Here is a 26710-nt window from a genome sequence, read left to right on the forward strand (position 1 = left end):
GATATGAAAAAATATATTCTTTCATTAGACCAAGGAACAACAAGCTCACGTGCAATTTTATTCAATAAAAAAGGTGAAATTGTTCATTCAGCTCAAAAAGAGTTTACACAACATTTTCCAAAGCCGGGCTGGGTAGAGCATAATGCACAAGAAATTTGGGGATCTATTTTAGCAGTTATCGCAACTTGCTTAAGCGAAGCAGATGTAAAACCAGAACAAATCGCTGGTATCGGTATTACGAACCAACGTGAAACAACGGTTGTATGGGATAAAACAACTAGTAAACCAATTTACAACGCAATCGTATGGCAATCTCGCCAAACAGCTGAAATTTGTGATGAGTTAAAAGAAAAAGGTTATAGCGAAATGGTTCGCGAAAAAACAGGTCTTTTAATTGATGCATACTTCTCTGGTACGAAAGTAAAGTGGATTTTAGATAACGTTGAAGGTGCAAGAGAGAAAGCAGAAAACGGCGATCTATTATTCGGAACAATTGATTCATGGCTTGTATGGAAACTATCTGGTGGTAAAGCACACGTAACAGATTACTCAAACGCATCACGTACGTTAATGTTTAATATTCACGACTTACAGTGGGATGATGAGCTTCTAGACATGTTAACAGTACCAAAGAGTATGCTTCCAGAAGTACGTCCATCATCTGAAATATATGGAGAAACAATTGATTACCACTTCTTCGGTCAAAATGTACCGATTGCAGGTGTAGCTGGTGACCAACAAGCAGCTTTATTTGGACAAGCTTGTTTCGGTGAAGGTATGGCGAAGAACACTTACGGAACTGGTTGCTTTATGTTAATGAACACAGGTGAAAAAGCAGTAGCTTCTGAGCACGGTCTATTAACAACAATTGCATGGGGAATAGATGGTAAAGTGAACTATGCATTAGAAGGAAGTATTTTCGTAGCAGGTTCTGCGATTCAGTGGTTACGTGACGGAATGCGCATGTTTAAAGATGCAAGTGAGAGTGAAGTATATGCCTCTCGCGTTGAATCAACTGACGGTGTATACGTTGTACCAGCATTCGTTGGACTAGGAACACCTTATTGGGATAGTGAAGTACGCGGCGCTATGTTTGGTGTAACACGCGGTACGACGAAAGAGCATTTCATTCGTGCAACGCTAGAATCTTTAGCTTACCAAACGAAAGATGTATTATGCGCAATGGAAGCAGATTCAGGTATTAAACTGAAAACATTACGCGTTGATGGCGGAGCAGTTAAAAATAACTTCTTAATGAAGTTCCAAAGTGATATTTTAGATGTTCCTGTAGAGCGTCCAGTGATCAACGAAACGACAGCTTTAGGTGCAGCATACTTAGCTGGTCTTGCGGTTGGATATTGGAAAAACCAAGATGAAATTAAATCACAGTGGCATATGGACAAACGCTTTGAACCAACTATGGAAGCGGAAACAAGCGAAGAGCTATATGCTGGATGGAAAAAAGCAATTGAAGCAACAAAAGCTTTCAAATAATCATAAACAGTGTTATAATGGTGACAAGTTAATAATTCGGTAGGAGATTTGGAGAGACCACAACGCGCTATAGAGGCGAAATCTATAGCGGAGTTTGTGGTCTCTTTTTTCGTTATCAAAGGGAGGAATTACCATGAAATTTTCAAGTAAACAACGTAAAGACGTATTAAACGGAGTAAATAAACAAGAGTTAGATGTGATCGTAATTGGTGGAGGTATTACTGGTTCTGGTATTGCATTAGATGGAGCAACACGCGGGTTATCAACAATTGTGTTTGAAATGCAGGACTTTGCAGCAGGTACATCAAGTCGTTCAACGAAGCTTGTACACGGTGGTCTACGTTATTTAAAACAACTTGAAGTGAAAATGGTAGCAGAGGTGGGTAAAGAGCGTGCGATCGTATATGAGAACGGTCCCCATGTAACAACACCAGAGTGGATGTTACTTCCGTTCCATACAGGCGGTACGTTCGGATCATTTAGTACATCAATTGGTCTTCGTGTATACGACTTCTTAGCAGGTGTAAAACGAAGCGAGCGCAGAAAGATGTTTAACCGTGAAGAAACGCTAAACAAAGAGCCTCTTGTAAAAAAAGAAGGATTAAAAGGCGGCGGTTACTACGTAGAATATCGTACAGACGATGCGCGTCTTACAATTGAAGTAATGAAAGAAGCAATTGAGCATGGTGCGAAAGCTGTTAACTACGCAAAAGTAGACAGTTTCTTATATAAAGATGGAAAAGTATGCGGTGTACGTGTAATCGATTTACTAGACGGTGAAGTATATGAAGTTTACGGTAAGAAAATTGTAAACGCAGCTGGTCCTTGGGTAGATACACTTCGTGAAAAAGATAACTCGAAAAAAGGAAAAGTACTTCAGTTATCAAAAGGTGTTCACTTAGTAATTGATCAAAAACGTTTCCCACTCGGGCAAGCAATTTACTTCGATACACCAGATAAACGTATGGTGTTCGCGATTCCTCGCGGAGGAAAAACATACGTAGGTACAACAGATACGTTCTATGATAAAGACGCAGCTGTACCACAAATGACAACAGAAGATCGCACATACATCATTAATGCGATTAACTACATGTTCCCAAGCGTGAAAATTACAGAGAAAGACATTGAATCAAGCTGGGCTGGTGTACGTCCGTTAATTTATGAAGAAGGTAAGAATGCATCTGAAATTTCTCGTAAAGATGAAATTTGGACTTCTGAATCTGGTTTAATTACAATCGCAGGTGGTAAATTAACAGGATACCGTAAAATGGCTGAAATGGTAGTAGATTACGTAACGAACTTATTACAAAAAGAAGGTCATAGCGCATATCCGAAGAGCGATACGAAACATATGCCAATCTCTGGTGGACATGTAGATGGTTCACACGGATTCCCAGCATTTGTTGCGAAAAAAGCAGACGAAGGTACAAAATCTGGTTTAACGAAAGTACAAGCAGAAGAGTTCGCGAAATTCTACGGCTCTAACGTTGATGTACTGTTCGACTTAGCGAAAAAACATAAAGAAGAAGCGAAAGAATACAACATGCCACTAGACGTTCTAATCCCGCTTGTATACGCAATGGATTACGAAATGACAGCAAAACCAGTTGACTTCTTCGTACGCCGCAGAGGCGCTGTATTCTTCAACATCCACTGGGTATACGAGTGGAAAGAAGCAGTAATCAACTACATGGCTGCGAAACTAGGCTGGAGCAAAGAAGAACAAATGAAATATACAGCTGAACTAGAAAAAGCATTAACAGACGCTGTAATTCCTGTAGATCAACAAGAACAGGCAGCTGCGTTAGCGTAAAATAGAGAAACACCTGAAGGGAACCCCTTCAGGTGTTTTTTATCTTGACTAAAAATAAATAGAATGTGTTACAATGATGATAGAGTATTTAGTATGAATTTTGCATAAAATAAAGAAGACAGAAGCCTGAGAAACTTCTGCCTTGTGTAACCTAACTTGCTATTGTGGTGGTAGTAGGTGCGGTTATAAGACAATTACATTAACGTTTTAGCCGAGAACCGCCCTTACCTTTTCCACGAAGCAGGGTGGTTCTCGCTTTTTTGTATACAGAAATTAGCCATGGACCGACGTATCTTCTACCGATGACAACGCCAGCTCCGGTTAGGATACCATACACTAATTTAATTACAAACATCGCGATCATATTATCACCTCCTCCTTTTTTTCAAAATGGAAGAGATGATTGCCACACCTACTAGTTATAGCTTATTAAGTTACATTTCAATTGTATTATGTTTTAAAATAGGGAACAAGATATATGGATGAAAATTCCTGTTTTTAAGCAGAACATTAGTGTCAGGGGACAAGAAGTAAATAAATATACATAAAAAAACGGTATGGACATTACCATCCGTATTTTTTTATGTATTTATAAAACTTTTCCATACAGTGCGTCGTCTAATATATGGGAAGGAGGAAATGATGTGGATGAATTAACGATAGAAGCGTTTGAAATAGAGGATAAGGAGGACCTTATCGACGAAATAATGAACAAGTATGGACAAGAAGTCCTACAGCTTGTGTATTCATATGTGAATAATAAAGAGGTTGCGGAGGATTTAACGCAAGATATATTTGTGAAATGTTATAAATCTCTTCATACATACAAAGGGAAATCGAATGTGAAAACGTGGTTATGGAGAATTGCGATTAATCAATGTAAGGACTATATAAAAAGTTGGTATAACAAAAAGGTAATCGTTACAGAGGATGAATTTGCGTATATTGGGATTCAAAATGATAGTGTCGAACAAACTGTCATTCAAAATGCGGAGGATCGTGAACTGGCTTCTGCAGTAATGAATTTACCGATAAAATATCGAGAAGTGATTTATCTATTTTATTATGAGGAATTATCAATTAAAGAGGTTGCTATGGTAATAGACGTAAAGGAAAATACGATAAAAACGAGACTGAAAAAAGCGAAGGAACTTTTGAAGGAAGGATTGGAGGAATAATCAAATGGAAGATCGATTAAAAGGCTTGCGAAAATCAATGGAGAACACAACGTTTAAACATTTGAGTTTTTCTGATCAACACCAGAAGCAGGTGCGCGAAAAAATTAAGCAATCGTCCGAAAGGGAAGAAGATATCCTTTTAGCAGTGTTACAACTTCTTATGAATGAAAAATCAGGTTATGAATTGATGCAGTTGCTAAGAGGGAGAGGGATTCAAAAATTCGAAGGTGATGAAGGGTCTCTATACACTTTATTACATCGTTTAGAACAGAATCGCTTTATCCAATCTAGCTGGGATCACGCAGGAGCTAAATATTATCAATTAAATGATAAAGGAAACAAGATGCTGCGAAAGGCAGAGAAGAATGCTACGAAGGCACGATTTATATTAAAAGGATTAGTACAGGAGTGAGGCAAAGTTGAATGAAAAAGGGGAGCGTTTTTTAAAAGAAGTTACGAACCATATTAAATCGAAAGAAGCGAAGGACTTAGTAGCAACGGAACTAGATTTTCACTTGAAACAGACGAAGAATATGTGGATAGAGAAAGGCTTAAGTGAGGAAGTTGCTGAAGATAAGGCTGTTGAACAAATGGGAAGTCCAATTAAGCTTGGCCAGGAACTTAATAAACTACATAAGCCAAAGGTTGATTGGTTCTTAATTGGTTTATTAGTGGCTGCGATGGGGCTAGGGTTTTTACCAGTTTTAGCTTTTGGATATACGAATGGTGTAATAATGAATAAGGTGATATTTGTTATTCTCGGTGTTGTAACAGCTTTTGGGATGATGCTGATTGATTATCGGAAATTAGAGAGAAGGGGAGGGTTGTTTTACACAATCGGAGTACTTATTCTGTTAATGCTATACTGTTTTCCGAACGCTTCGTTGACTGGAGAACCGTTAATAAAAATTGGTCCCATTGAAATTGATTGTTTAATAGCAGTACCGTTCTTTTTTCTAGCGTGGGCTTCTTTTTTCAATAATAGTAGGTTAAAGGTTATACATCTTGTGGTTTTATATTTATTTTCTTTGTATTTATTTTTGATTGTATCAACCCTTTCGTCAATTTTTGTTTATATGACAATGGTATTCGTTATGCTTTGGTGGAGTAAGTTAGGAAAGAAAACGGCGTTGATTATTACGATTGTACCCATTTGTTTATTTATTATCAGGGCATCGGTATCCTGGTCTTCAGGATACCACTTAGATAGAATTTTAGGGTATTTAAATCCGGAGAGTGATGCAGGTGGTGCAGGATTTATGTATATACGTTTAAAAGAGGTAATGTCATCGGCTGGTTGGTTTGGTACATCTGGAGATACAAAATTCATCCCTGCTGCGGATACTGATTTTGTATTTGCAAGTTTGACTTACTATTATGGGTATGTGCTTGCGCTAATTCTGGTTTCTGTTCTTTCTCTTTTTGTAGCAAGATTAGTAATCATATCTTATAAAATAAATGACCGATATGGTAAATTGCTTCTCATTGGAGGAATGACTCTTTTTGTAGTCCAGTTTATTTATAACGTGGGCATGATTTTAGGCTTATTGCCGATTGCTGCTATATCATTACCTTTTATTAGTTATGGATTAACACCGACTGTATTTCATGCGCTTTTAATGGGGATTGTGTTAAGTGTATATCGACGTAAAGATATGCCATTTAGAATGAAGAGAACACCTTGATAATGATCAAGGTGTTCTCGTTATAAGTTCAAAACTATCCGAATCAGCCCCAAGCACAAAAGGACTAACCTCGCCAACACTATAAAGTTGCAACTCATGCATTGCGCGCGTACAAGCGGTGTAGAACAATCTACGAACGCTCTCATCACTGTACACATCTTTAGAAGCATCGTAAATAATAACAGCGTCAAATTCAATACCCTTCGCTAAATAAGCAGGGATCACGACGATGCCTTGCTCATACTCGGCAGAGTTACTCTTCACGAGTTTAATATTCTCGATATGATTAAGTGCTTCGTAAGCCGCGGCGCTTTCAGCTGCAGATTTACATATAATTGCGATCGTATTGTGCTGCTCTTTTTGTAGTTCAGCAACTTTGGCAGTAATATGTTCGTGCAGTTCGCTTTCATTTGATACTTTCGTCACTGTAGGTTTCGCGCCGTCACGTTCAAAGGCGTGAATGTTCTTTCCTTCCGGTACGAGAGCACGTGTAAATTCAATAATTGGTTTTGTTGAGCGGTAGCTACGAGTTAAGTTGATACCGTTCGTTTCATCAGGTCCGTATAAGCTAGTAAGTGTATTGAAATTCACTGCTTCACTCGCATGGGCAAATATCGCTTGGTTAAAGTCTCCGAGTACAGTCATTCTTGCAGCAGGGAAGAGACGTTTTAAGAACTCGAACTGAAACGGAGAATAATCTTGCGCTTCATCTACGAGTACGTGTTTAATCGATCTGTTCGTTTGGAAGCCTTCAATTAATTCTTTTAAAAGTAAAAATGGAGTCGCATCCTCGTAATATAGCTTTCCTTCATCAAGCATGTTCACTGTTAATGAGCAAATGTCATCCCACTCTTTCGGTTTTTCCCCAGTAACCCATGATGCATCTGTGAAGAGCTGTTTATATATGCTTGTGAAATTGATGAAACGCAATGTTTGAACGCCTTTACGAAGTGGCTTCATTTTTTTACGGACAATCATACGCCCAAGTACTCTTGTTTCTTTCTCAAAGTCTTGAAAGGAGTTGTCGTCAAACTCGCCTTTTTTCTGTAAATATTTATAAGCCTTTTGGTATTCATCTTTACTAAGTAATTCAATTTCTTCTTCTACCCAAGGCTTTTTCAGTTCTGATTTTTCGAGTGTATCTATTTGTTTATTTAGCCAATCCGTTAACTTTTCAATTCGACTATGGAAGCGGAGGGAGGAGTCAGTATTATAAAATTGCTCTGTAATTTCTTTTGCAGAGACAATCAGTTTTCCTCTAAATTTCATTCCTCTAAATAGCATGCCTGAAGATTCAAGAGATTGTCTGTACGCTCTAATCATCTCGAAAAATTGAGTGGATGCTTTAAATCGGATGCCCGCATTTCTCGTTTTATAGGTAGGGCTATTCGTTTCAGTTAACATATATTCCAATTGCTCATAAGGGTCTTCAACATCAAATGACTTACTTAGTCTATGATTTAAATACTCTTGGAATGTAACTTGCTGCATATTTTCTTCACCAAGTTCAGGTAGTACGTTAGAAACGTAGCTATTGAACATAGAGTTAGGGGAGAAGAGAATAATTTGATCCGCTTTTAGCCATTCGCGATATTTATATAGTAAGTAGGCGATTCGCTGAAGGGCAGCAGATGTTTTACCACTACCAGCAGCTCCTTGAACGATAAGGAGGCGGCCTTCATCGTGACGGATAATTTCATTTTGCTCACGCTGAATCGTAGCGACGATACTTTGCATATGTTTGTTCGTACCTTTTCCGAGTGCTTGTTGCAAGATTTCATCGCCAATTGTAAGGCTCGTATCGAACATAGAATCAATCTCGCCATTTTGAATAATGTATTGTAATTTTTTCTCCACATTACCGCGAATTACGCCTCCTGGTGTACTGTATTCAGCTGGTCCTGGTGGATAATCGTAGTATACACTCGAAATAGGTGCGCGCCAGTCATATATAAGAAAGTTTTCTCCGCTAGCATCCGTAAGTGTAGCAACACCGATATAAATTTGATCCGCAGCAGATTCTCCTTCTTCTTTGAAATCAATTCGTCCAAAATAAGGTGCTTTATGCATGCGTCTTAATGCGGCAAGTCGATTAAAGGTGTGCTTATGGGTAATTTGTGTGACAGCTAGTGACTGAGCTTGTTGTCTTAAGTTGATAACTGTTTCAAGATAATCATCAAAAGTATCCGTGTTCACTTTCACATCATCCCAAAAGTGTTTACGAATATTGATTACTTCTGCCCGGCGTCTGCCAGTTTCGTTTTCCAGTTTATCAATTTGCTGAGTAATCGTTTCGATTACGGTATCCAATCGTTGTTGCTCTTGATCAAGTTTTTTGTTCATACGGTAGCACTCCTTTAAAAGTGAAAAATAGAGGTTGACTGAAGATGTGTTTTGGTGTACAATTAAGATACGGATAAATACGTTCCTTTTGTTTTATAAAACGTGTTTCTGTTCTAATTTAACATAGTTTTTTCATTTAATCAATGATAATAAGATAAACCTTGGTTCCGTGTAGCGTGGATCAAGGTTTTTTTGTGTTTTTAAGAGGGAGTCACACTTGTTGGCGTTTTTTGTCGGTAAGTCGATATATTTTGAAAATCGCCGATATAATTTCATTTACCGAATCTGGATATAACTATCGGGAGAAGAGGGTATAAAAAAAGCTCGGGCTTAGCCCGAGCTTTTCATTATTTCTTTTCGTCTTTTTTCTCGTCAGCTTTTTTCTCGTCAGCTTTTTGCTCTTTGAAAAGATCTTTTAAATCTTTATCGTCAACTTTTACGTCAGCTTTTTTGATTTCTTTCATCATAAGATCGTTCATGAATTGAGCATCTTGCGTTTTTTCTTGAGCTAGTGATTTTTTAATATCAGCTTTTGCTTTATCGAAAGTAGCATCTGCGTGATTATCAGTTACTTTAATAATATGGTAACCAAATTGTGTTTTTACAGGTTCGCTTACTTCACCTTTTTTCAACTTTTGAGCTGCTTCTTCAAATTCTTTTACCATTTTCCCTGGTCCGAAGAATCCTAAGTCGCCACCTTTTTCTTTTGAACCTGTATCTTCAGAGTATTGTTTTGCTAATTCTTCGAAAGATTTACCTTGAGCAAGTTCATCTTTCACTTTTTTAGCAGTTTCTTCATCTTTTACAAGGATATGACTTGCTTTAATTTCCTTTTTATAATCCTCGAATTTTGCTTTTACATCTTTATCAGTAATCGATTGTTCAACCGCTTTTTCTTGAGCTAATTGAGCACGTACACTATTTTTTATAGTTTCTTCTTTAATACCTTGTTGTTTCATTAGGGTATCGAATTGATCACCGTATTGTTTTTTCATTTCATCGAACTTTTTGTCTACATCTTTGTCTTCAACTTTGTAGTTTTTAATAAGTACTTTTTCCATAACCATGTTGTTTAGTACTTGTTTACCAGCTTGTGTCTTCATTTGATCGTAGAATTCTTCTTTTGTAATGTCACCAGCTTTAGATGTAACGATTTTGTCTGATGATGATGTTCCACATGCTGATAATGCGATTACACTTGTTGCGGCTAAGGCAAGCATAGCTTTCTTCATTCGATAAACACTCCTACTATTATGTATTTTTAATTTATCCTACACCGATGAATTTTAAATTCATAAGAGCCCGATTAAGTCTCACTGATACTTTTGCTTTTTTGTATTGGTAAAGCGCGCTTAACAGGGCTTACCGTGGCTGAGGATAAAGTTTTGATGAATGTTTTGTTCTATAGTATAAGCAATATGTACAAAATTTAATATATCATATTTCGACGCGTTTTCATATTGATAAAGAAAAATTAACCAGTACGTGTCAGATTTTGAAAGTGTGCCATATTGGGCGTATGCCGCATATACAGAATAGAGGAGGGGATGGGGATGAATTCTCAACTTATTTTATTACTTGTACTGTTTATTTTATTGGTTATTGTAGGTATAATTTGCTTATAGAGGAAAAAAGTGAGGAAGGGGCTTTCCTTCCTCACTTTCCATGAAATATAATTTCTATATAACTAGAAATTAATAAAATTGTTATACATACATTAATAACCCGAAAGACACCGGGCTGGCGGCTCGCAGCTATTTGTTTTCGTTCACACAGTGTATGTGTCATGAAATTCGTGTAAAATATAACAAGAAGTGCGAATGCGACAAAAACAACTGTTATAAGTGTCATGAGGCGAGACCTCCTTTTGGCTAAAATACATATACATATATTGTATCACACGATATTTTGTTCGTGTTACAAAATTCAGAAATAGAAGACTTTGTGTTAGAAAGTGAGGGAGAAAATGGACGTTGTTAGAAGATTAGAACAAGCTGAATACTATGTAGACCTACTATTTAAAATGATTGATGAAGAGAAGTGTCCATTTTATTCTTTGATCATAAAGAAAAAAGCTCGTAAAAAAGATATTGAACGTATACTAAATCTTTGTGAAAAACTGAACGAGCAATATGTAGTGGAGAAAGCAGAAGGGCTTCTTTTGTTCGATGCGCTGTTAGATCAATTTGAAAAAGCGCTTCCACATCAGCTCGAAGTACACGAAACTGCGGAAGCGCTAGCAAAACAAGGTTTATTTAAGCCGCTTATGAATGAATTCTTAAGCATGATTGCGAAAAAATAAATAGATTATTTCTTAACTAACTTTTGATCGGATTCTGTAAAGTTCTCTTCAATATCTTCTAATGATTTCTCAAAAATATCGATAAAGTCTTGTCCGTAAATATTACGCAGGATTGCAATCAGTTCGATATTTTCTGGGAACTTCCCATAAAAATTACGAAGTGCAAGAGCCCCATTAAACACTGAATTATTTTCAGGATCATACTCCTCCATTAAGCGAAGTAGTAATTCTTCCCCTTTGTCTGTAATTTCAATGTACGTATTTCGTTTATCATCTTCCTTTTTTGAGAATACAAGATAGCCGCGTTCTTCCAGCTTTTTCGAGAAGTTAAACGCCGTTGATACGTGCATAACTCCAAACTTAGCAATCTCAGAAATAGAAGCCCCTTTTAAATGATAAGCGATTGTTAAAATATGATGTTCATTAATATTTAAATCGTAAGGTTTAATCCACTGCTGCCAATCTTTCTCTACACATTTCCATAACGCTTTCGATAATTGAGCAATGCGTTGGCTGAAAATCATCGCTTCTTTTACCGAGTAATCTTTTTCTCCACTTTTCATTTACTCACCCACTTTAACATTCTTTTTCATTACTATCTATTATGCCAGTAAAATAAAAATTAATAAAGTCTTTTTGTAAGAATTGTGAAAATTTTTTAACAAAATGACATTCTATACAAATCATGCATAACTATGGAAGCGTTTTATGAGTCATGAATACATGCGTTGTCCTTACATGTTAATTGATAACATATATTGTAAATGCATAAAAACACGGCATATCTATACGATATGCCGTGTCAAGGTCAATTTATATAAAAAATATTTGTTATATGCAAAAAACTAAGCAGGAATTTGTTTACGCTTTTTCTGGAACAGCTTCTTGCAGTTTCTCAATTGACTTTTGGATGTCCAAAATTTCTTTCTCAATATGGCGCTTGTTTTGAGAAATATCTTGTTTCCAGTTAGAAAGCGTGTCTTGCATGTCATCTTTTAGTTCTTGAAACACTTCTTTACCTTCTGAAGCAGTTTCAACAATTTGACGCTTTAATAATTTTGTATCAGCTGTAATATCAGCTAAAGTCTTTTTAATATCATTTCCTTTTTCTTTTAACTTGCCGCGCATGTCTTTACCAGAAGAAGGAGTTGAGAAAAGAACGGCTAGTCCAGCAACTGCTCCCCCGCAAATAACACCTGTAATAAAGGATTTAGCTTTTGACATAAAAGGAGACCTCCTTATTTTTTGTTCGTATTCATGATGTAAAACAATATGCATATCTTTCTTATATGTGCTATGCACAAAAAAATCATCCCTGAGCATTTTAAGTGAAGAAACAAGCCATGCGGAATTTGATGACTTCAGGGAAGTGGCTTGTTATGTATTACGCCTTCTTATAGTGTCATTATTTCACACTATTTGCAATTGTACTTGCGATGTTTTGTAAATTTTCCATAGTGTATTCATTTTGGTGTGATTTCCAAACAGCACCGAAACCATCTTTTTCACCGTAGCGTGGAATTAAATGAAGGTGGAAGTGGAACACAGTTTGTCCAGCTTTTTCACCATTATTGTTAAGTAGGTTAAAGCCAACTGGATTAAACTCTGCTTTAATCGCATTTGCGATTTTTGGAACGACAGAAAAAATGTGTGATGCGATTTCTGGCGTTAACGCAAAAATGTCTTGTTTGTGAACTTTCGGAATAACAAGAGTATGTCCTTTTGTTACTTGACTAATATCTAAAAATGCAAGAACATGTTCATCTTCGTATACTTTTGAGCAAGGGATTTGCCCGTCAATGATTTTACAAAAAATACAATTGTCTGCTGTATGATTCATTGATCTCATCCTTTCAAATATCCTTAGCCGTATTTTACCATAATTACATAAGAGAACAAACACGAAAAACAGGAAGCTGACTCAGCTTCCTGTTTTCTGAAGAGGGATTGAAAAAGCATTATCGTAATTTACGTTTCGCAGACACCTCATTTATTTAAGAAATGCACGGTAAATCGGCTAAAGTTTCTGCCGTAGACACCCCATTTTCAAGTGAAATGAATTGCAATCTTTTTTAAAATGAAATTGTTTATTTTTTAAAACAGTATATGCTCTTTCAGAGACACCCCGTTTCGAAAATGAAACAAATAATCTGGTTATGTGTAAATTTCATTGTCCAACATGGACACCCCATTTCATGATGACTTCACTATGTTGTTGTACTCATCAATTGGTGGTTGCTTTTTCAATGTGTTCCTTCTTCACTAATTATGATGTCCGCTTTCGGGAAAATATATGCTAATAAATTTAAAATTTTTTTTTGAGTACATGGATACTATGTAGTACAGCATAATTTTTGGTAAGATGAATATAGAATGAATACTAATGAAGAAAGTGGTGTCGTATGAGCGAGTTATTGCGTGTAGAAAATGTTACAGGAGGATATACGAAACGACCTGTATTAAAAGATGTTTCGTTCTCTGTTAATAAAGGCGAACTTGTCGGCTTAATCGGTTTAAATGGAGCTGGTAAAAGTACGACGATTAAACATATTATCGGTTTAATGGAACCGAAAAAAGGAACTGTCACAATTAATGGGAAAACAATTCGTGATGATATGACAGCGTACCGTTCTAGTTTTTCGTTCATCCCAGAAACACCTGTATTATATGATGAGCTAACGCTAGAAGAACATTTGAAGCTAACAGCGATGGCGTACGGTGTCGATGAAAAACAATATGAAGAACGTGTAGGACAACTATTACAAGAATTTCGTATGAAAAATCGTTTAAAATGGTTTCCGTCTCATTTCTCAAAAGGGATGAAACAAAAAGTAATGATTATGAGTGCATTTTTAGTGGAACCATCTCTTTACATTGTGGACGAACCTTTCGTAGGGCTTGATCCGTTAGCGATTCAATCACTTCTTCAAATGATGGATCAAATGAAAAAGAGTGGAGCCGGTATTTTAATGAGCACACATATTTTAGCGACGGCAGAGCGTTATTGTGATTCGTTCATTATTCTGCATCAAGGTGAAGTAAGAGCGAAGGGAACATTAGCTGAACTACAATCACAGTTTAATATGACGGGTGCAACGTTAGATGATATTTATATTGCATTAACGAAGGAAGAAGACTATGAATAGCACAGCATTATGGAAAGAACGATTTCGTCACTTTCTAAAAGAAGTTCGTACATATAGTAAATACGTATTTAATGATCATTTGAAATTTATTTTTGTATTTATCATCGGCGCAGGAGCGTATTATTACCAGCAATGGTTACAAACGTTAACACCTTCGTTTCCGGCGGCGCTCGTTATGGCAGTGTTGCTTGGACTCGTATTAACGGCCGGATCGATACAAACGTTATTAAAAGAAGCAGATCTTGTTTACTTACTGCCAGTAGAAGAAAAGTTAAAACCTTATTTCACAAAGGCATTTCTCTTTACATTTATGATTCAGTTATACATAATCGCAATCGTAGCAGCTGCGCTTGCTCCGTTATACTTCCAACAAATGAAGCAAACAGGAGCGGCTTACATATGGATTGTGCTCGCGTTTGTCATTGTAAAGGCGTGGAACTTATTCGTCGCGTGGGAAAAGTCATTTTTAACCGATCAAAATATACAAAGAGCAGATTGGTTCATTCGTTTTATTTTAAACGGCTTATTTGTATACTTCCTTGTAGAACGTACTTCCGTTATGTTTATTGGCGGAATCATACTTCTCATGGTGTTATACCTTGGGCTGCTGCATCAAATGGTGAATGGAAAGCCGCTAAACTGGGAGTATTTAATTTCTGAAGAAGGTAAGAAGATGATGCTGCTGTACCGCATCGCGAATATGTTCGTTGATGTACCAGCATTAAAAGAAAGAGTAGCACGTAGAAAATGGCTTGATTTCATTCTTTCGATGATTGGTGAAAAGCGTACCTATTTATATTTATATACGAGAACGTTTTTACGATCTGGTACCTATTTCGGTTTATATGTGCGTCTGCTTGCACTTGGCGGAGTTATTCTTTACTTCATTCCGTTTTTATATGGCCGATTTATCGTAAGCCTTATTTTCCTATACTTGATCGGTTATCAGCTATTAACTTTATGGAAGCATCATCGCATGAAGATTTGGCTTGATTTGTATCCGGTCGGGGGAGAAGAGAAGAAGAAAGATTTTCTTACTTTATTAAATGCAATTCTTCTTACTGGCAGCGTTGTATTTACAGTTATATTTGCCCTTGCGACGAAAGATTTCATGATGACGGGAATTTTATTAGTCGTAAGCATAATATTTAGTATCGGTTTCGTTTATCAATACGGGGCGAAACGTATTGAGCGTTTAAATTGAAGGGAATGAACCTATGATTACATACGAAGAGAAGGTTATAAAAGAATTGGAGCAGTGGAAAGCTACATTCATGAAAGATTCTTCTATGATGACACGGTTCTCAAAGAAAGTGCAGACGAAAGTACAGCAGCTTATTCCGGCGAAAGTGCAAAAAGTATTAACAGAAACGATTCGGATGATGGTGCAAACGATTAGTGCCGGATCAAACTTCATAAAGCCGAAATTAAAAGAGACGAACTGGTCATTGCAAAGAAGAGACGACGAAGTACGTAAAAAAATGGATGAGTACAAAAAAATAGCAGCGGCAGAAGGAGCAGGGACGGGAGCAGGCGGTATTCTCCTTGGCCTTGCTGACTTTCCGCTTTTACTCGGCATTAAAATTAAATTTTTATTCGATGCAGCAACATTGTACGGATTTGATACGAGTAACAAAGAAGAGCGCCTTTTTATCCTTCACGTCTTTCAGCTTGCCTTTTCAAGTGACGACCACCGAAAAGAAATATGGAAAGCAATCGAAACGTGGGACACAGAAGAAGAAAACCATATGGATTGGGAAAAGTTCCAAACAGAGTACCGAGACTATATCGATTTAGCAAAAATGCTTCAGCTCGTTCCAATAATCGGTGCCCCGGTCGGCGCATATGCAAACTATCAATTACTGCAACGACTTGGAGAAGTAACGATGAATTGTTATCGTATGCGATTGCTGAATAAGGATTAACAAGAAAGCATCCTAAAATTGTGATTTAGGATGCTTTTTTGTTTTAATGATTAATACTTCAAAAGAAGGTATAATTCAGATTGTCTTTTCAGTGTTTTAGGCTGAAATTAGTAGTAGAGATAGAACCGATATTATAATCATCCTTATAATCAATTGAAGTAGTAAATTTCTTATTTATATCATCTTTGATATGACCAGTTATAAAAATAGTTTCGATATCATTAGAAGGAAATCGATGATTCGTAATAGTCACTTCTAAATTCTCTTTTTCTTTGAAATACTGAATGGTTTCTTCTGTTGCTTTATTAACAATTTGTTGTTCCTCATTCTTTTGATCTATAGTACAACCTCCTAAAAGGATAAGTGTAAAAATAAAGAATAATCTTATAGCATATTTTTTCACGAATAATCACTCCGTTAATAGTGCGTTATATTCCTCTTCAATAAATTTTATATTCACTGGACATTGTGTGGTGAAGCATAAAGGAAAGGCAATCTAAAGTGCCCGGATTATTAGTTTTTAAGCTCTAAATTTTTTGAATGAGACATACAGCTTATATGCTAATCTCCTACATCATATTCTTCGTCCATAGAAAAAACCTTATTTTTGTTATCTTTAACATGTCCGTTTATAAAAACTATTTGAACATCATTGGGAGCATATAGGAATGCCTTAGATAAAAATTATGGGAAGTGTTAGTATTTTAATTTTAAACTTTTACTTTTAGAAATTGAACCTATCGTGTATTTCTCTCCGCTATATTTAATAGTTATATTAAATGTTTTGTCTTTATCATCTTTGACATGTCCAGAAATATAAATGGATTGTAAGTCTTTAGGACCAAACTCATGCCCAGTAATTACTACATCCAAATTTTGCTTTTCCTTAAAGTATGTAATGGTTGTCGCTTTTGCTTCTCTTACTACTTGTTCTTCATTGTTTTTTTGATCCATGGTACATCCCTCTAAAGTACTTAAAATAAGTATAAATAATAAACAAAAACTAAATTTTTTAATAATAATATCCATATGTATCCTCCGAAAATGTTATCTTAATTATAAGAATATATCAAATGTTGTAGGAGAAAAATGTTTTGAGTAATAAAAATGAAGTTTTAGATTCTACTTTTTATCAATTAGCAGAAACTACGTAGGAATCTGATAAATATATTGAAGAAGTTGTTATTACCAATAAAGATGGTCGAAGTTTACAAGTATAGGAAAAGGGAGGAACATTCCACGATAAATCGGAATGGACCCAGTGGTCTTTGAATGAGATATAAATGGGAAAAAGCAAGTTATGGTATCTTTCCGAGGGACAGAAGGGAATAAAATTATAGAGAAAAACTCTTTAGGCATTCCGATGAAACCAGGGGAAGGTATGAAGGATTTAAAAACAGATACTAATCATTTTGTTAAGAAAAAATTTCATATGCTAAAGTATTTTACGCAAAAAAGACACCTTAAGGTGTCTTCAATAGACTTGGTAACCAAACTCTATATATTATATTAATCTTAAGTATTATTAAAGTTTTTTAGATTTATTATTAATAATTTAATTTAAAGTTTTCAGAACGAGATATAGAACCGACCCTATAGTCCCCATTACCAAATTCTACATCTACTGAGAATTCTTTACTTTTATCATCTTTAACATAACCATCTATAAATACAGTTTGAAAATCATTTGGAGGAAAGCTATGCCCTGTAATTACTACATCTAAATTATGTTTTTCTTTAAAATATTGAATGGTTGTTTCTTTTGCTTTATTAACAATTTGTTGTTCCTCATTCTTTTGATCTATAGTACATCCTCCTAAAAGGATAAGTGTAAAAATAATGAATAACCTTATACTATATTTTTTCACGAATAATCACTCCGTTAATAGTGCGTTATATTCCTCTGCAATAAATTTTATATTCACTGAACATTGTGTGGTGAAGCATAAAGAAAAGGCACTCTAAAGTGCCCCGATTATTAGTTTTTAAGCTCTAAATTTTGGGTGGTTGAAATAGCGCCGATATGATAATTATTTGCGTATTCAACTGAAGCGGTAAATTCTTTCGTTTTATCATTAGTCACATAGCCTGATATAGAGATAGTTTGAAAGTCTTTTGGTCCAAATTCATGATCAGTAATTGTTACATCTAAGCCCTCTGTTTTTTTGAAATATTGAATGGTTTCTTCTTTTGCTTTATTAATGATTTCTTCCTCGGTATTATTTTCATTATTACAGCCTCCTAAGGTAGTAATAATGAAAACTAAATAAAAAAACAATCTTTTATGCAACATAATTCTCCTCCAATCATTGGTTCCTAAATTAGGGATATATCAAATGTTGCAGAAGAGAAACTTTAAAATGTTTTAATAGGTTCAAATCAATCTAGGTTTTTAAGAATTATTTGAGGGGCTCCTTTTGAAAATAAAAATAGACACCTTATTGTTAGGTGCCCAAAAGTTTGATACATTGCTTCTAAATTTTTAACGTTAGAAGTTGAGCTTATTGAATATTGATATCATCCTTTATATACATATGAAATAATTGGAATTAATATAAAGGGCCAACAAAAATATACTTTATTTTCATATTAATTTCAGTCATCATAACTAATACTTTCAACCTTATTTTTATAATTTATATCTGCAGTTATTTTACGGTTTGGATTATTTGTTACATGACCTGATACAAAAATCACCCAAAAATCTGAGGGGACGAATTCCACTCTTGTCACTGTGACACCTAGCTTTTTATCTTCTTTAAAATGTTGGATTGCGATTTTTTTTGCTTTTTCTTTTAATGCTATTTCCTCATTTTTTTATCCATATTGTATTATTTTTTTAGAGAAAAATTCGTTGAAACAGAACCAACATTATAATTATTATTGTAATCTATTGTAGCAGTGAATTCCTTGCTTTCATCATCTTTGATATGCCCAGTTATGAAGACTGATTCTAGATCATTAGAAGGGAACCTGTAATCAGTAATAGTTACATCTAAATTTTGTTTCTCTTTAAAGTAATTAATTGTTTTTTCTGTTGCTTTATCTACTATTTGTTTTTCTTTATTATTTTCCTGCATATTACATCCCCCAATTATTGTACTTACAAAGATAAAAAAGACAAAAAAGGTAAATTTTCGGATTTTAATTCTCATGTTTACCCTCCGTTAATGTTGTTCTATAATTTAGAATATACTAAATATCCCGAGGAGGGAATACTTTGGATAGCAAAAATACACAAGAAGTGTTAGATTTAAGCTTTTATCGAATGGCTAAAGATGCGTATAAATCAGATAAAGAGTTAAGAAATGAAATTACAGTGAATAATGCGAATGATGATACTTTACAAACATGGAAGGTCCGTGAAACATTCCACGACAAACAAACCGGAATGGATGCAGTAGCCTTTGAACGAGATGTCGATGGGAAAAAGCAAGTTATGGTAGCTTTCCGAGGAACAGAAGGGGATAAAATTATAGAGAAAAACTCTTTAGGCATTCCGATGAAGCCAGGGGAAGGTATGAAGGATTTAAAAACAGATACTAATCATTTTGTATTACGAGAAGGTGTTCATGAACCAGCAGCACCTCCTGTAGCAGGGACTGAGAATGAAGGTTCAAAGAAATATTGGAATGAAGAGAATCAGCGCTGGGAAACACATAATCAATTCGAACAAGCTGAAAGGGTCATGAAACAAGTAACGGATACATACAAGGACAGGGATGATGTAGAGATATATACGACGGGTCATTCGTTAGGGGGAGCTTTAGCGGAGTATGCAGCGGCATCTAATGATAATGTAAGATGTATGTCATGGAATGCGCCGAGTGCAAAACATTTGTTACCGCCTGATTTACAAGAAAGAGCAAATAATGGTGAGTTTAATAATAGAATTGTAAGTGTTGTTCACGGAAATGATTCAATTGGCTATGGACCATTTGGTGCATATGAAAGTCATATAGGCTCTACTTATGCGGTAACCCCACCAATTTCGAAAGAAGAAATGTCAAAGCTATCATTACAGCAAAAGCTTGGGATGGATGTTACTCGATTTTTAAATTCGATAAGTGGCCCTGGTTATCATTATCAAACAGATCAAAACTTCCAATTTGGAGAGAATGGGTCTTTATCAAATAAATACTTGTTAAATGTAGACACGAATGAAAGAGTTTATGATTCACCAGGCGCGTTATTAGGCGGGGGAGAGATTCGTGTAGTGGTAGAGAATTTAGAACAAGCTGTAAGAGATATGAAGCGAAACGCGCAAGAATTTCAAGATAGAGTACCGAGGTTAATTTCTAATATGATGACATTATTAGAAACGGCTGAAAGTAGACGGGTAGAAGCTAAAGTAAATAATATACGTGCACATGTAGAGCATTTAAGTTTTTGGTACATACGAACAGCAACGGAAATTTCAGATTTTATTGAGAAGAAAGCCGATGATTATAAGAAGACGGATCAACAATATTAAGGGAGAAGATTAAGATGCCGAGAATTTACTTAAATGAAGAAGTATTGAGCCAAGCTTTACAACAATTTGACCATATGATTCAAGATTTAAACCATAATAAAAGAGTGGTAAGTACTGTACATGATTTACTCTTATCAAGCTGGTCTCAACTTGGAGTAGGGAAAAAAGCCATTAGCGATTTAGAATCTTTTAAAAAAGATATTGAAAGAAGAATGGAAGAATTAGAGTCTGATAAAAGAGAGTTAAAGGGTGCGATTGATTTATTAAAAGCGCTAGATCAAAGTTATGATTACATGGGGCCTAAATATTAGATTACAAGAAGCACTCACAACGGTGCTTTTTGTGATTTAACTGGATTAAAGATTATTGTAGTAATTATTAAGGAATATGATCCAGATTCATAATATAGATTGAAAAAGTAATATATAGTTTTGAATCAAACTTGCAAACGATAATTTTTTATTTTACAATTTACTTACCGACCGGTAAGTAAAAATAAGTGAGGTACAGTATGACGAAGAATTTACAAACATCGCAGAACATTGTAGAGGCATCATTTAAACTTATGGCAGAACACGGCATTGAGAAGATGAGTCTTTCCATGATTGCGAAAGAGGTAGGTATTTCAAAACCGGCTATTTACTATCATTTTTCTTCTAAAGAAGCGTTAGTTGATTTTTTATTTGAAGAGATTTTTTCTGATTATCATTTTGCAAATTACTTCGATAAAGAGCAGTATACGAAAGAAAACTTTGCCGAAAAGCTAATCGCAGATGGTTTACATATGCTCTCTGAGTATGAAGGGCAAGAAGGAATACTACGCGTTATCAATGAATTTATCGTAACTGCATCGCGAAATGAAAAGTACCAGAAACGTTTATTTGAAATACAAGAGGATTTCTTACATGGTTTCCACGATTTATTGAAGAAAGGCGCGAGACTGGGCGTCGTGTCACAGCATGAAACGGAAGAAAATGCTCATACGCTAGCGCTTGTGATCGATAATATGAGCAACTATATGCTCATGGGATTCCATTTAAAGTATAAAGAAATTTGGATTCGAAATGTGAAAAACGTCATGAAGGAGGAATAAAAGTGAAAATGAAAAAAAACTGGTGGCTCGGTTTTCTTGGATTCATTGGAGTGTATAAAATTCCAGGTATGATTGAAGTTTTTCAAGCGGATGGAAGTTGGATGAAGTTAATCGGTTTCATTTGGTTACTTTGGTTCGGATATTTTATTCCTGAGAAGAAAGAAGATTAAATTTCAATTTTCTGTAAAGTTATGTAAAATGTAGATTAAGAGTATTCATATATTAGATTACTAGATTTGGAGTGGTTACATGGATCCATTGAAAAATGAAATTCACCCTGACATGGTCAAGGTGTGGAAAGTTCGTGCTGTAATGGAAGAAGGGATCGGTATACTCGTCATTTTAGCTTACCTTTTCCTCATGATAAAGTTTGATTGGTGGGCGTGGATTTTGTATGTAATGATTGGGCTGACAGTTGTGTTCGCACCATTTTCGTACTTCTTATTCCCGAAACTACGTCAACGTTATTACAGCTACCAACTAAATGAAGAAGAGCTTGAAATTCAGCATGGTCTTTTTGTCGTAAAGCGCGTATTAGTACCGATGATTCGTGTGCAGCACGTAACGATTGAACAAGGACCAATTATGAGAAAATATGGCTTAGCAGAATTACACATTTCAACAGCAGCAACTTCTCATAGCATCCCAGGCTTAACAATGTATGAAGCAGAAATGTTGAAAACGAAAATCGCAGAATTAGCGAAAGTGAGTGATGAGGATGTATAAGAGGCAGCATCCAATCACGATGTTATTAGAATTAAAAATAACAGATTTTATACCACTCATTATTTTCATGTTTAGCTTAAACGGAAAATTCCCGTTTTGGTATTTAATTCCCGCAGCATTTGGTTTACTCACCGTTTTTTCAGCATTTGAAAAATGGTATTACACAACATATTGGGTTGAAAATAACGTATTACATGTGAAAAAAGGTCTCTTCGTGAAAAAGGAGAGCTACTTAAATAAAGAACGTGTTCAAACGATTAATACAAGTTCTAACGTACTATATCAAATGCTCGGTTTAAAAAAAATTCAGATTGAAACAGCTGGTGGGGGCGATGAAGCAGAAGTTAGCTTAGCTGGTATTACGGCAGAAGAAGCGGCGGAGCTTATTACTTTGCTAAATGAGCCAATTCCAGAAGTGAAAGCAGAAGGAACGTTAGACGAAGCAACAGAAAATGTAGTAGAAAAAGAAATTGTTACAGAAGAAAAACAAGCGACAGAGTATAAATTAACTTGGAAAGAGATTTTATTAGCATCTGTTACATCTGGTCAATTTGGACTATTATTCTCTTTAATCTTTTTCGTTTATCACCAAGTAGATGAGTACATTCCGAAATGGATAGAGAATGGCGTAAAGTCGTATGTAATGGAACATGATATATATGGCTGGATTTTCATGGTAGCCATGTTACTCGTTCTTTCTTGGATTATATCTACAATCGGTTACGCGTTAAAACATGGCGATTTCACAGTGAATCGAAGAAATGACGAAGTCCGCATTTCGCAAGGATTGCTTGAGAAAAAAGAGCTCGTACTAAAATTGCATCGTATTCAAGGTATTACGATAAAAGAAAGTATTTTACGCCAACCATTCGGTTATTGTGCTGTGCAAGTAGAAGTCATTCAAAGTAAAGGAATGGGTGACGAAAAAGAAAAGGTTACACTGCACCCAATCATTCGAAAAGATCGAGTACAACAGTTACTCGCCCATTTACAATTACCATACGAACTGAATGCAAACATTATTGCATTACCAAAAGCAGCATTACGCCGCTATCTCATTGATAGTTTCATTTTCTTCGCAATGCTAGCAATCCCGCTTCTTGGAATAAGTATATACTCTGAAAAGCACTTCATCATGTGGGCATTAATTCCGCTCGCAATCCTTATCTTTACACTTGGATACGCAACATTTAAAACAAATGGTTACAGTGTTAACGGAGAACAAATTACACTTGTCTATCGTAGCGTCGGAAAATATACAGGACTTATTAGAAGAAGACATGTCCAATCAATGGAGAAGACACAATCATATTTCCAGCGCCGTGCGGATTTATGTACGTATAAGTTTTCGAGTGCATCATCTAGTTATAAAATAGAGCATACGAGAGTAGAAGATGCGGAGAGAATGCAGAATTGGTATAAGAAGAAGTTAAGTGAGAAATAACTTGAGAAAGCTTGCCTATTATGAAGGGCAAGCTTTTTTGTTATAGGGAAAAGAGTCGTTTAATCCATATATTAGTACAACTACAGCACACATGTATCAATACGTATGCAAAAAGGAGTATGCTTCTGTTTTAGGAAAATATGTGGAATTTTTGATATAAATGGTATACTAAAATACAAATAGTATTAGGAGGTTATATATGATAAGTCAGTTGAAAAGAGAAGCACTTGATGCATTAAAAGGAAGATGGGGATTAGCGGTAGGGGCAACTTTATTAATTGGAATCCTTATTGGAGCTGTTGAAATGCTAACAACAGGTATTTTCTCGATATTTTGGGGTTGGGAAGAGGCAAGTGATTCACTTACAGTAAGTATTATAGTAATGCTTGTTATTGGTCCATTAACAATAGGTGCCTATTATCTTGTTTTAAATGCAATTCGTGGGACTGATGCTCGCATTGGTCATATATTTAGATGGTTTAGCGATGGAAGTAAGTTGATGAAGTCGTTTTTAACATATTTACTAATGTATGTATACTTGACTCTATGGACATTACTTCTTATTATTCCAGGTATTATTAAATCATTTTCTTATTCTATGACATATTTTATTTTGAATGATCATCCAGAATATACAGCGAATCAAGCGATTACTGAGAGTCGTCATATGATGAATGGACATAAAATGGATTACTTTTTACTATGCTTAAGTTTCTTAGGCTGGTTCATATTAAGTATTCTTACTATAGGAATCGGTTTCTTATGGTTAGCACCGTATTTCTACGCGACATCAGCCGCATTTTATGAAGAGATTTCAAAAGAATATTATAAAAAAGAAGGCACTACTTTCTAATAACCACCTATCCCCTAAAGAATATAGGGCACAGATAGTTTAGATGTTCTGTTTAGGGGGGATTTCAGGATAAGGTATAGGTTTTTATATAAAAATTATGCCCTCTATGTTTTAGCATAGAGGGCTATTTTTTTTGTGAAAGTAATGAATAATATATGTGAAACAAAAAAAGTGAGGTGAATGAGAGTGAGCAAATTTTTAATACCGTATTCATTTTCTATATTAAGTTTCTTTATTTCAGCAACAGCACTTGATTTATATGATAGGTTGGGAAACAATAGTGAGCTGGTTTCGCCGAACATAATTGGAAAGATAATTCAATCTACTGCGCAAATGGGAGTCCTTACATTGTATTTCGGAGTACCTATTATTTTAGGTGGCTGTCTACTTGGTGAGCTATTGTTTAGAGGTATCATTTTACGATTTAAACTCAGCTATATTATATCTTTATTATTATATCTACTTTTAGCTTTTAGTATTGTTTTCGTAACGGTAGGCATTCCAACTACATATGAAGATTCTAATACATTTTTCATGGGGATAACTATGATTTGTGCTGTGACATTCTTTGTGAGTCGGAATATATGGGAGAAAAAAGAAATGAATAATGGAGTAACAGAATGAAATATACATGTCCGTGCTGCGGGTATAGAACAATGGAAGAAGAACCACCAGATACATATGAAATTTGTAATATATGTTACTGGGAAGATGATGGGGTTCAGTTTAACGATCCTGACTATGAAGGCGGGGCGAATGAAGTCTCGTTAAGACAAGCACAGAAAAATTTTATTGCATTTGGTGCTTGCGAGGAATGTTTTGTTGGATTAGTTAGAAAACCGACTAGTGAAGATGTGAAGGATGCTAGTTGGAAGCAAATTAGTTAAATAGATTTAAATAAAAATGTTATTACTCGATGTAACAAGAGTAATAACATTTTTTTATGTAATGATGAAAGAATTAACGGCGTCTTATAAGGTAAAATAATAAAGATGATAACGTAATAGGTAGGCCTGTTTCCAAAAAGGCTTCTAAATTAAAGGATAGAAAATATCGGTCGTTAAACAACATAAAGAAGAAATGATTGTAGGAAATACCTAACACTATAAATAAAGGAATACCGATTTTTAATTCGTGACTTCCTCTTATTTTTCTATAACAAAATTCGCCTATTAAACAACCGATAAAAACAGGAATACTTCCAAGAATTGAAAGCATAATAATAGATACCCAAATCGGCCCCCATGAATCCGCATAATTTGGAACGCTTGTATACTGTAAAACATTCACAATGATAGAAAAAAACAATAAGCATATTAAATAACTAATAGAAAATTTTTTCAATGGAATCATCCTTATAAAATTTCACTTTATTTTTATGAAAATATAAACCTCTTTAAATTATAGATTAGATGTATAAGGATAATCAATTTTTATACATTTCGTGTTTATGGATATATTTTCAATAAATACAAAAGTATAGATGTATAGTCAGCTTTGTGTGTTTAATGTTATCATATTGAATGATATGGAAATTTTTAATAGAATAAGTAACTAAAAATTCAAAGGTAATGAAGCTTTTGTTGTATAAAGAAAATACTTAGTAGTAATCAACAATATTAAAAATAAGATTCGTATTTATATAAATTTAGTAGAAATGGGGTTTTAAAAAGGAATGAGTATAAGCATAACGCGGCAAAAGATTTTGGCGGCCGCTTCTCAAATTGTGCAATGTAAAGGGGTTGCTAAATTAACCTTAGAAGCAGTGGCAAAAGAGGCGGGTGTAAGTAAAGGTGGATTATTGTATCACTTTTCAAATAAAGAAGCTTTAATAGAAGGTATGATAGTCAGAGGGGTAGAGGATTATGAGGGAGCCATTTACAATAAAGTAGCGGAAGACGTAGAGAAGAAAGGGAGATGGGTTCGCTCTTTTGTAGAGGAAAGATTAAATAATGAGAGAAGAACAGAAGAGTTATCTAGTAGTATGATGGCAGCATTCATGTTAAAACCTGAATTACTTGAGCCATTACAACAATCATTTCAGCAACTGCAAAAGAATATAGAAAATGATGAGATAGATTCAGTTTGTGCAACAATTATTAGATTAGCAGCAGATGGATTATGGTATTCGGAATATTTAGGGGTTGGAAGACTAAGCCCCGAGTTAAGAGAAAAAGTGATTCAAGCTCTTATTGGTAATTCATATAAATAGAATATACGAACTATATAAT

At 35.1% G+C, this 26710-nt stretch carries 32 protein-coding genes and 1 pseudogene; 20 read left to right on the plus strand and 13 right to left on the minus strand.

The annotated features are described in order from the left end of the window. The first annotated feature begins 3 nt into the window (after positions 1 to 3). A complete protein-coding gene (gene glpK, locus ACS2FK_RS06265; protein ID WP_063546700.1) occupies positions 4 to 1494 on the plus strand; it encodes a glycerol kinase GlpK in 1491 nt (496 codons plus the stop codon). A gap of 133 nt (positions 1495 to 1627) precedes the next feature. Continuing rightward, positions 1628 to 3310, plus strand: a complete 1683-nt coding sequence (glpD, locus tag ACS2FK_RS06270) for an aerobic glycerol-3-phosphate dehydrogenase (RefSeq protein ID WP_029442064.1) — start codon at positions 1628 to 1630, stop codon at positions 3308 to 3310. 199 nt (positions 3311 to 3509) lie between these two features. Here glpD and ACS2FK_RS06275 read toward each other — a convergent pair whose 3' ends face one another. Next, a complete protein-coding gene (locus ACS2FK_RS06275; RefSeq protein ID WP_000561154.1) occupies positions 3510 to 3674 on the minus strand; it encodes a hypothetical protein in 165 nt (54 codons plus the stop codon). Between the two features lie 280 nt (positions 3675 to 3954). Between ACS2FK_RS06275 and ACS2FK_RS06280 the strand changes: the two genes are divergently transcribed. Genes ACS2FK_RS06280 through ACS2FK_RS06290 form a run of 3 tightly spaced genes read left to right on the plus strand, consistent with a single transcriptional unit; the run spans position 3955 to position 6173 of the window. Next, positions 3955 to 4488 (plus strand): sigma-70 family RNA polymerase sigma factor, encoded by a 534-nt coding sequence (locus tag ACS2FK_RS06280; protein ID WP_063546702.1) that lies wholly within the window; start codon positions 3955 to 3957, stop codon positions 4486 to 4488. Between the two features lie 4 nt (positions 4489 to 4492). After that, positions 4493 to 4900 (plus strand): PadR family transcriptional regulator, encoded by a 408-nt coding sequence (locus ACS2FK_RS06285; RefSeq protein WP_063546704.1) that lies wholly within the window; start codon positions 4493 to 4495, stop codon positions 4898 to 4900. 7 nt (positions 4901 to 4907) lie between these two features. Further along, positions 4908 to 6173, plus strand: a complete 1266-nt coding sequence (locus ACS2FK_RS06290; protein WP_063546706.1) for an FtsW/RodA/SpoVE family cell cycle protein — start codon at positions 4908 to 4910, stop codon at positions 6171 to 6173. Between the two features lie 6 nt (positions 6174 to 6179). On the opposite strand, the gene helD is transcribed toward ACS2FK_RS06290, so the two are convergent. The 3 genes from helD to ACS2FK_RS06305 all read right to left on the minus strand — a co-directional run bounded on the left by helD (position 6180) and on the right by ACS2FK_RS06305 (position 10367). Then, a complete protein-coding gene (gene helD / locus ACS2FK_RS06295) occupies positions 6180 to 8516 on the minus strand; it encodes an RNA polymerase recycling motor HelD (protein ID WP_063546708.1) in 2337 nt (778 codons plus the stop codon). A 347-nt stretch (positions 8517 to 8863) separates the two neighbouring features. Beyond that, complete coding sequence (gene prsA / locus ACS2FK_RS06300; protein ID WP_063546710.1) at positions 8864 to 9748, minus strand: peptidylprolyl isomerase PrsA; 885 nt, start codon at positions 9746 to 9748, stop codon at positions 8864 to 8866. 424 nt (positions 9749 to 10172) lie between these two features. Further along, positions 10173 to 10367, minus strand: coding sequence for a hypothetical protein (locus tag ACS2FK_RS06305; RefSeq protein ID WP_000172690.1), 195 nt, complete (start codon positions 10365 to 10367; stop codon positions 10173 to 10175). Between the two features lie 115 nt (positions 10368 to 10482). Between ACS2FK_RS06305 and ACS2FK_RS06310 the strand changes: the two genes are divergently transcribed. Then, the gene (locus ACS2FK_RS06310; RefSeq protein WP_000383655.1) at positions 10483 to 10818 is read left to right on the plus strand and encodes a DUF1878 family protein; all 336 of its coding nucleotides are present in this window, start codon (positions 10483 to 10485) and stop codon (positions 10816 to 10818) included. Positions 10819 to 10823: 5 nt separating this feature from the next. On the opposite strand, the gene ACS2FK_RS06315 is transcribed toward ACS2FK_RS06310, so the two are convergent. From ACS2FK_RS06315 to ACS2FK_RS06325, 3 genes are all read right to left on the minus strand, one after another. Beyond that, entirely contained in the window at positions 10824 to 11381 is a 558-nt protein-coding gene (locus tag ACS2FK_RS06315; protein ID WP_000834924.1) for an HTH-type transcriptional regulator Hpr, read from the minus strand. Between the two features lie 298 nt (positions 11382 to 11679). Further along, a complete protein-coding gene (locus ACS2FK_RS06320) occupies positions 11680 to 12042 on the minus strand; it encodes a YtxH domain-containing protein (protein WP_000030302.1) in 363 nt (120 codons plus the stop codon). 181 nt (positions 12043 to 12223) lie between these two features. Beyond that, entirely contained in the window at positions 12224 to 12658 is a 435-nt protein-coding gene (locus tag ACS2FK_RS06325) for an HIT family protein (RefSeq protein ID WP_001016835.1), read from the minus strand. Between the two features lie 562 nt (positions 12659 to 13220). On the opposite strand from ACS2FK_RS06325, the gene ecsA reads away from it, so the two are divergent. From ecsA to ecsC, 3 genes are read left to right on the plus strand one after another with little or no spacing between them, the layout of a single operon-like run. Next, positions 13221 to 13964: an ABC transporter ATP-binding protein EcsA gene (gene ecsA, locus ACS2FK_RS06330; protein ID WP_063546712.1), complete on the plus strand. Its 744-nt coding sequence runs from the start codon at positions 13221 to 13223 to the stop codon at positions 13962 to 13964. Continuing rightward, positions 13957 to 15168, plus strand: a complete 1212-nt coding sequence (gene ecsB, locus ACS2FK_RS06335) for an ABC transporter permease EcsB (protein WP_063546714.1) — start codon at positions 13957 to 13959, stop codon at positions 15166 to 15168. The genes ecsA and ecsB overlap by 8 nt, the downstream gene beginning before the upstream one ends. Before the next feature lie 13 nt (positions 15169 to 15181). After that, positions 15182 to 15889 (plus strand): ecs operon protein EcsC, encoded by a 708-nt coding sequence (ecsC, locus tag ACS2FK_RS06340; RefSeq protein ID WP_044792652.1) that lies wholly within the window; start codon positions 15182 to 15184, stop codon positions 15887 to 15889. A gap of 88 nt (positions 15890 to 15977) precedes the next feature. On the opposite strand, the gene ACS2FK_RS06345 is transcribed toward ecsC, so the two are convergent. Together ACS2FK_RS06345 and ACS2FK_RS06350 are read right to left on the minus strand one after the other, a co-directional pair. Beyond that, complete coding sequence (locus ACS2FK_RS06345) at positions 15978 to 16292, minus strand: hypothetical protein (RefSeq protein ID WP_063546716.1); 315 nt, start codon at positions 16290 to 16292, stop codon at positions 15978 to 15980. A gap of 293 nt (positions 16293 to 16585) precedes the next feature. Next, entirely contained in the window at positions 16586 to 16918 is a 333-nt protein-coding gene (locus ACS2FK_RS06350; RefSeq protein ID WP_043924631.1) for a hypothetical protein, read from the minus strand. 200 nt (positions 16919 to 17118) lie between these two features. On the opposite strand from ACS2FK_RS06350, the pseudogene ACS2FK_RS06355 reads away from it, so the two are divergent. Beyond that, positions 17119 to 17315 (plus strand): annotated as a pseudogene (locus tag ACS2FK_RS06355) (lipase family protein); the annotation flags it as partial. A gap of 121 nt (positions 17316 to 17436) precedes the next feature. On the opposite strand, the gene ACS2FK_RS06360 reads toward ACS2FK_RS06355, so the two are convergent. The 3 genes from ACS2FK_RS06360 to ACS2FK_RS06370 all read right to left on the minus strand — a co-directional run bounded on the left by ACS2FK_RS06360 (position 17437) and on the right by ACS2FK_RS06370 (position 19044). Next, positions 17437 to 17757 (minus strand): hypothetical protein, encoded by a 321-nt coding sequence (locus tag ACS2FK_RS06360; protein WP_063546720.1) that lies wholly within the window; start codon positions 17755 to 17757, stop codon positions 17437 to 17439. 110 nt (positions 17758 to 17867) lie between these two features. Beyond that, entirely contained in the window at positions 17868 to 18182 is a 315-nt protein-coding gene (locus tag ACS2FK_RS06365) for a DUF1433 domain-containing protein (protein WP_000902681.1), read from the minus strand. A gap of 538 nt (positions 18183 to 18720) precedes the next feature. Then, positions 18721 to 19044: a hypothetical protein gene (locus ACS2FK_RS06370; RefSeq protein ID WP_001220548.1), complete on the minus strand. Its 324-nt coding sequence runs from the start codon at positions 19042 to 19044 to the stop codon at positions 18721 to 18723. A 113-nt stretch (positions 19045 to 19157) separates the two neighbouring features. Here ACS2FK_RS06370 and ACS2FK_RS06375 point away from each other — a divergent pair, with 113 nt between their 5' ends. From ACS2FK_RS06375 to ACS2FK_RS06415, 9 genes are all read left to right on the plus strand, one after another. Next, positions 19158 to 20363, plus strand: a complete 1206-nt coding sequence (locus tag ACS2FK_RS06375; protein ID WP_404221751.1) for a lipase family protein — start codon at positions 19158 to 19160, stop codon at positions 20361 to 20363. A 14-nt stretch (positions 20364 to 20377) separates the two neighbouring features. Beyond that, positions 20378 to 20674: a hypothetical protein gene (locus ACS2FK_RS06380; protein ID WP_063546724.1), complete on the plus strand. Its 297-nt coding sequence runs from the start codon at positions 20378 to 20380 to the stop codon at positions 20672 to 20674. 200 nt (positions 20675 to 20874) lie between these two features. Then, positions 20875 to 21456 carry a TetR/AcrR family transcriptional regulator gene (locus tag ACS2FK_RS06385; RefSeq protein WP_016082590.1) on the plus strand — a complete coding sequence of 194 codons (582 nt, stop codon included), beginning with the start codon at positions 20875 to 20877 and terminating at the stop codon, positions 21454 to 21456. Between the two features lie 2 nt (positions 21457 to 21458). Next, the gene (locus ACS2FK_RS06390) at positions 21459 to 21626 is read left to right on the plus strand and encodes a hypothetical protein (RefSeq protein ID WP_063546726.1); all 168 of its coding nucleotides are present in this window, start codon (positions 21459 to 21461) and stop codon (positions 21624 to 21626) included. A gap of 79 nt (positions 21627 to 21705) precedes the next feature. Further along, positions 21706 to 22182: a PH domain-containing protein gene (locus ACS2FK_RS06395; protein ID WP_063546728.1), complete on the plus strand. Its 477-nt coding sequence runs from the start codon at positions 21706 to 21708 to the stop codon at positions 22180 to 22182. Continuing rightward, positions 22175 to 23626 carry a PH domain-containing protein gene (locus tag ACS2FK_RS06400; RefSeq protein WP_063546730.1) on the plus strand — a complete coding sequence of 484 codons (1452 nt, stop codon included), beginning with the start codon at positions 22175 to 22177 and terminating at the stop codon, positions 23624 to 23626. The genes ACS2FK_RS06395 and ACS2FK_RS06400 overlap by 8 nt, the downstream gene beginning before the upstream one ends. Positions 23627 to 23825: 199 nt before the next feature. Next, positions 23826 to 24479, plus strand: a complete 654-nt coding sequence (locus ACS2FK_RS06405; RefSeq protein ID WP_000625399.1) for a DUF975 family protein — start codon at positions 23826 to 23828, stop codon at positions 24477 to 24479. A 180-nt stretch (positions 24480 to 24659) separates the two neighbouring features. Next, a complete protein-coding gene (locus tag ACS2FK_RS06410) occupies positions 24660 to 25103 on the plus strand; it encodes a hypothetical protein (protein WP_080469748.1) in 444 nt (147 codons plus the stop codon). After that, on the plus strand, positions 25100 to 25366 hold the full coding sequence (locus ACS2FK_RS06415; protein ID WP_023521374.1) for a CPCC family cysteine-rich protein: 267 nt from the start codon (positions 25100 to 25102) through the stop codon (positions 25364 to 25366). Before ACS2FK_RS06410 ends, ACS2FK_RS06415 begins: the two co-directional genes overlap by 4 nt. 73 nt (positions 25367 to 25439) lie before the next feature. On the opposite strand, the gene ACS2FK_RS06420 is transcribed toward ACS2FK_RS06415, so the two are convergent. Then, positions 25440 to 25823 (minus strand): hypothetical protein, encoded by a 384-nt coding sequence (locus ACS2FK_RS06420; RefSeq protein ID WP_063546734.1) that lies wholly within the window; start codon positions 25821 to 25823, stop codon positions 25440 to 25442. 331 nt (positions 25824 to 26154) lie between these two features. On the opposite strand from ACS2FK_RS06420, the gene ACS2FK_RS06425 reads away from it, so the two are divergent. Next, positions 26155 to 26691, plus strand: a complete 537-nt coding sequence (locus ACS2FK_RS06425; RefSeq protein WP_063546736.1) for a TetR/AcrR family transcriptional regulator — start codon at positions 26155 to 26157, stop codon at positions 26689 to 26691. The last annotated feature ends 19 nt before the right edge of the window (positions 26692 to 26710 follow it).

The sequence above is a fragment of the Bacillus cereus group sp. BceL220 genome, from assembly GCF_051776965.1.
Lineage (GTDB): Bacteria > Bacillota > Bacilli > Bacillales > Bacillaceae_G > Bacillus_A > Bacillus_A cereus.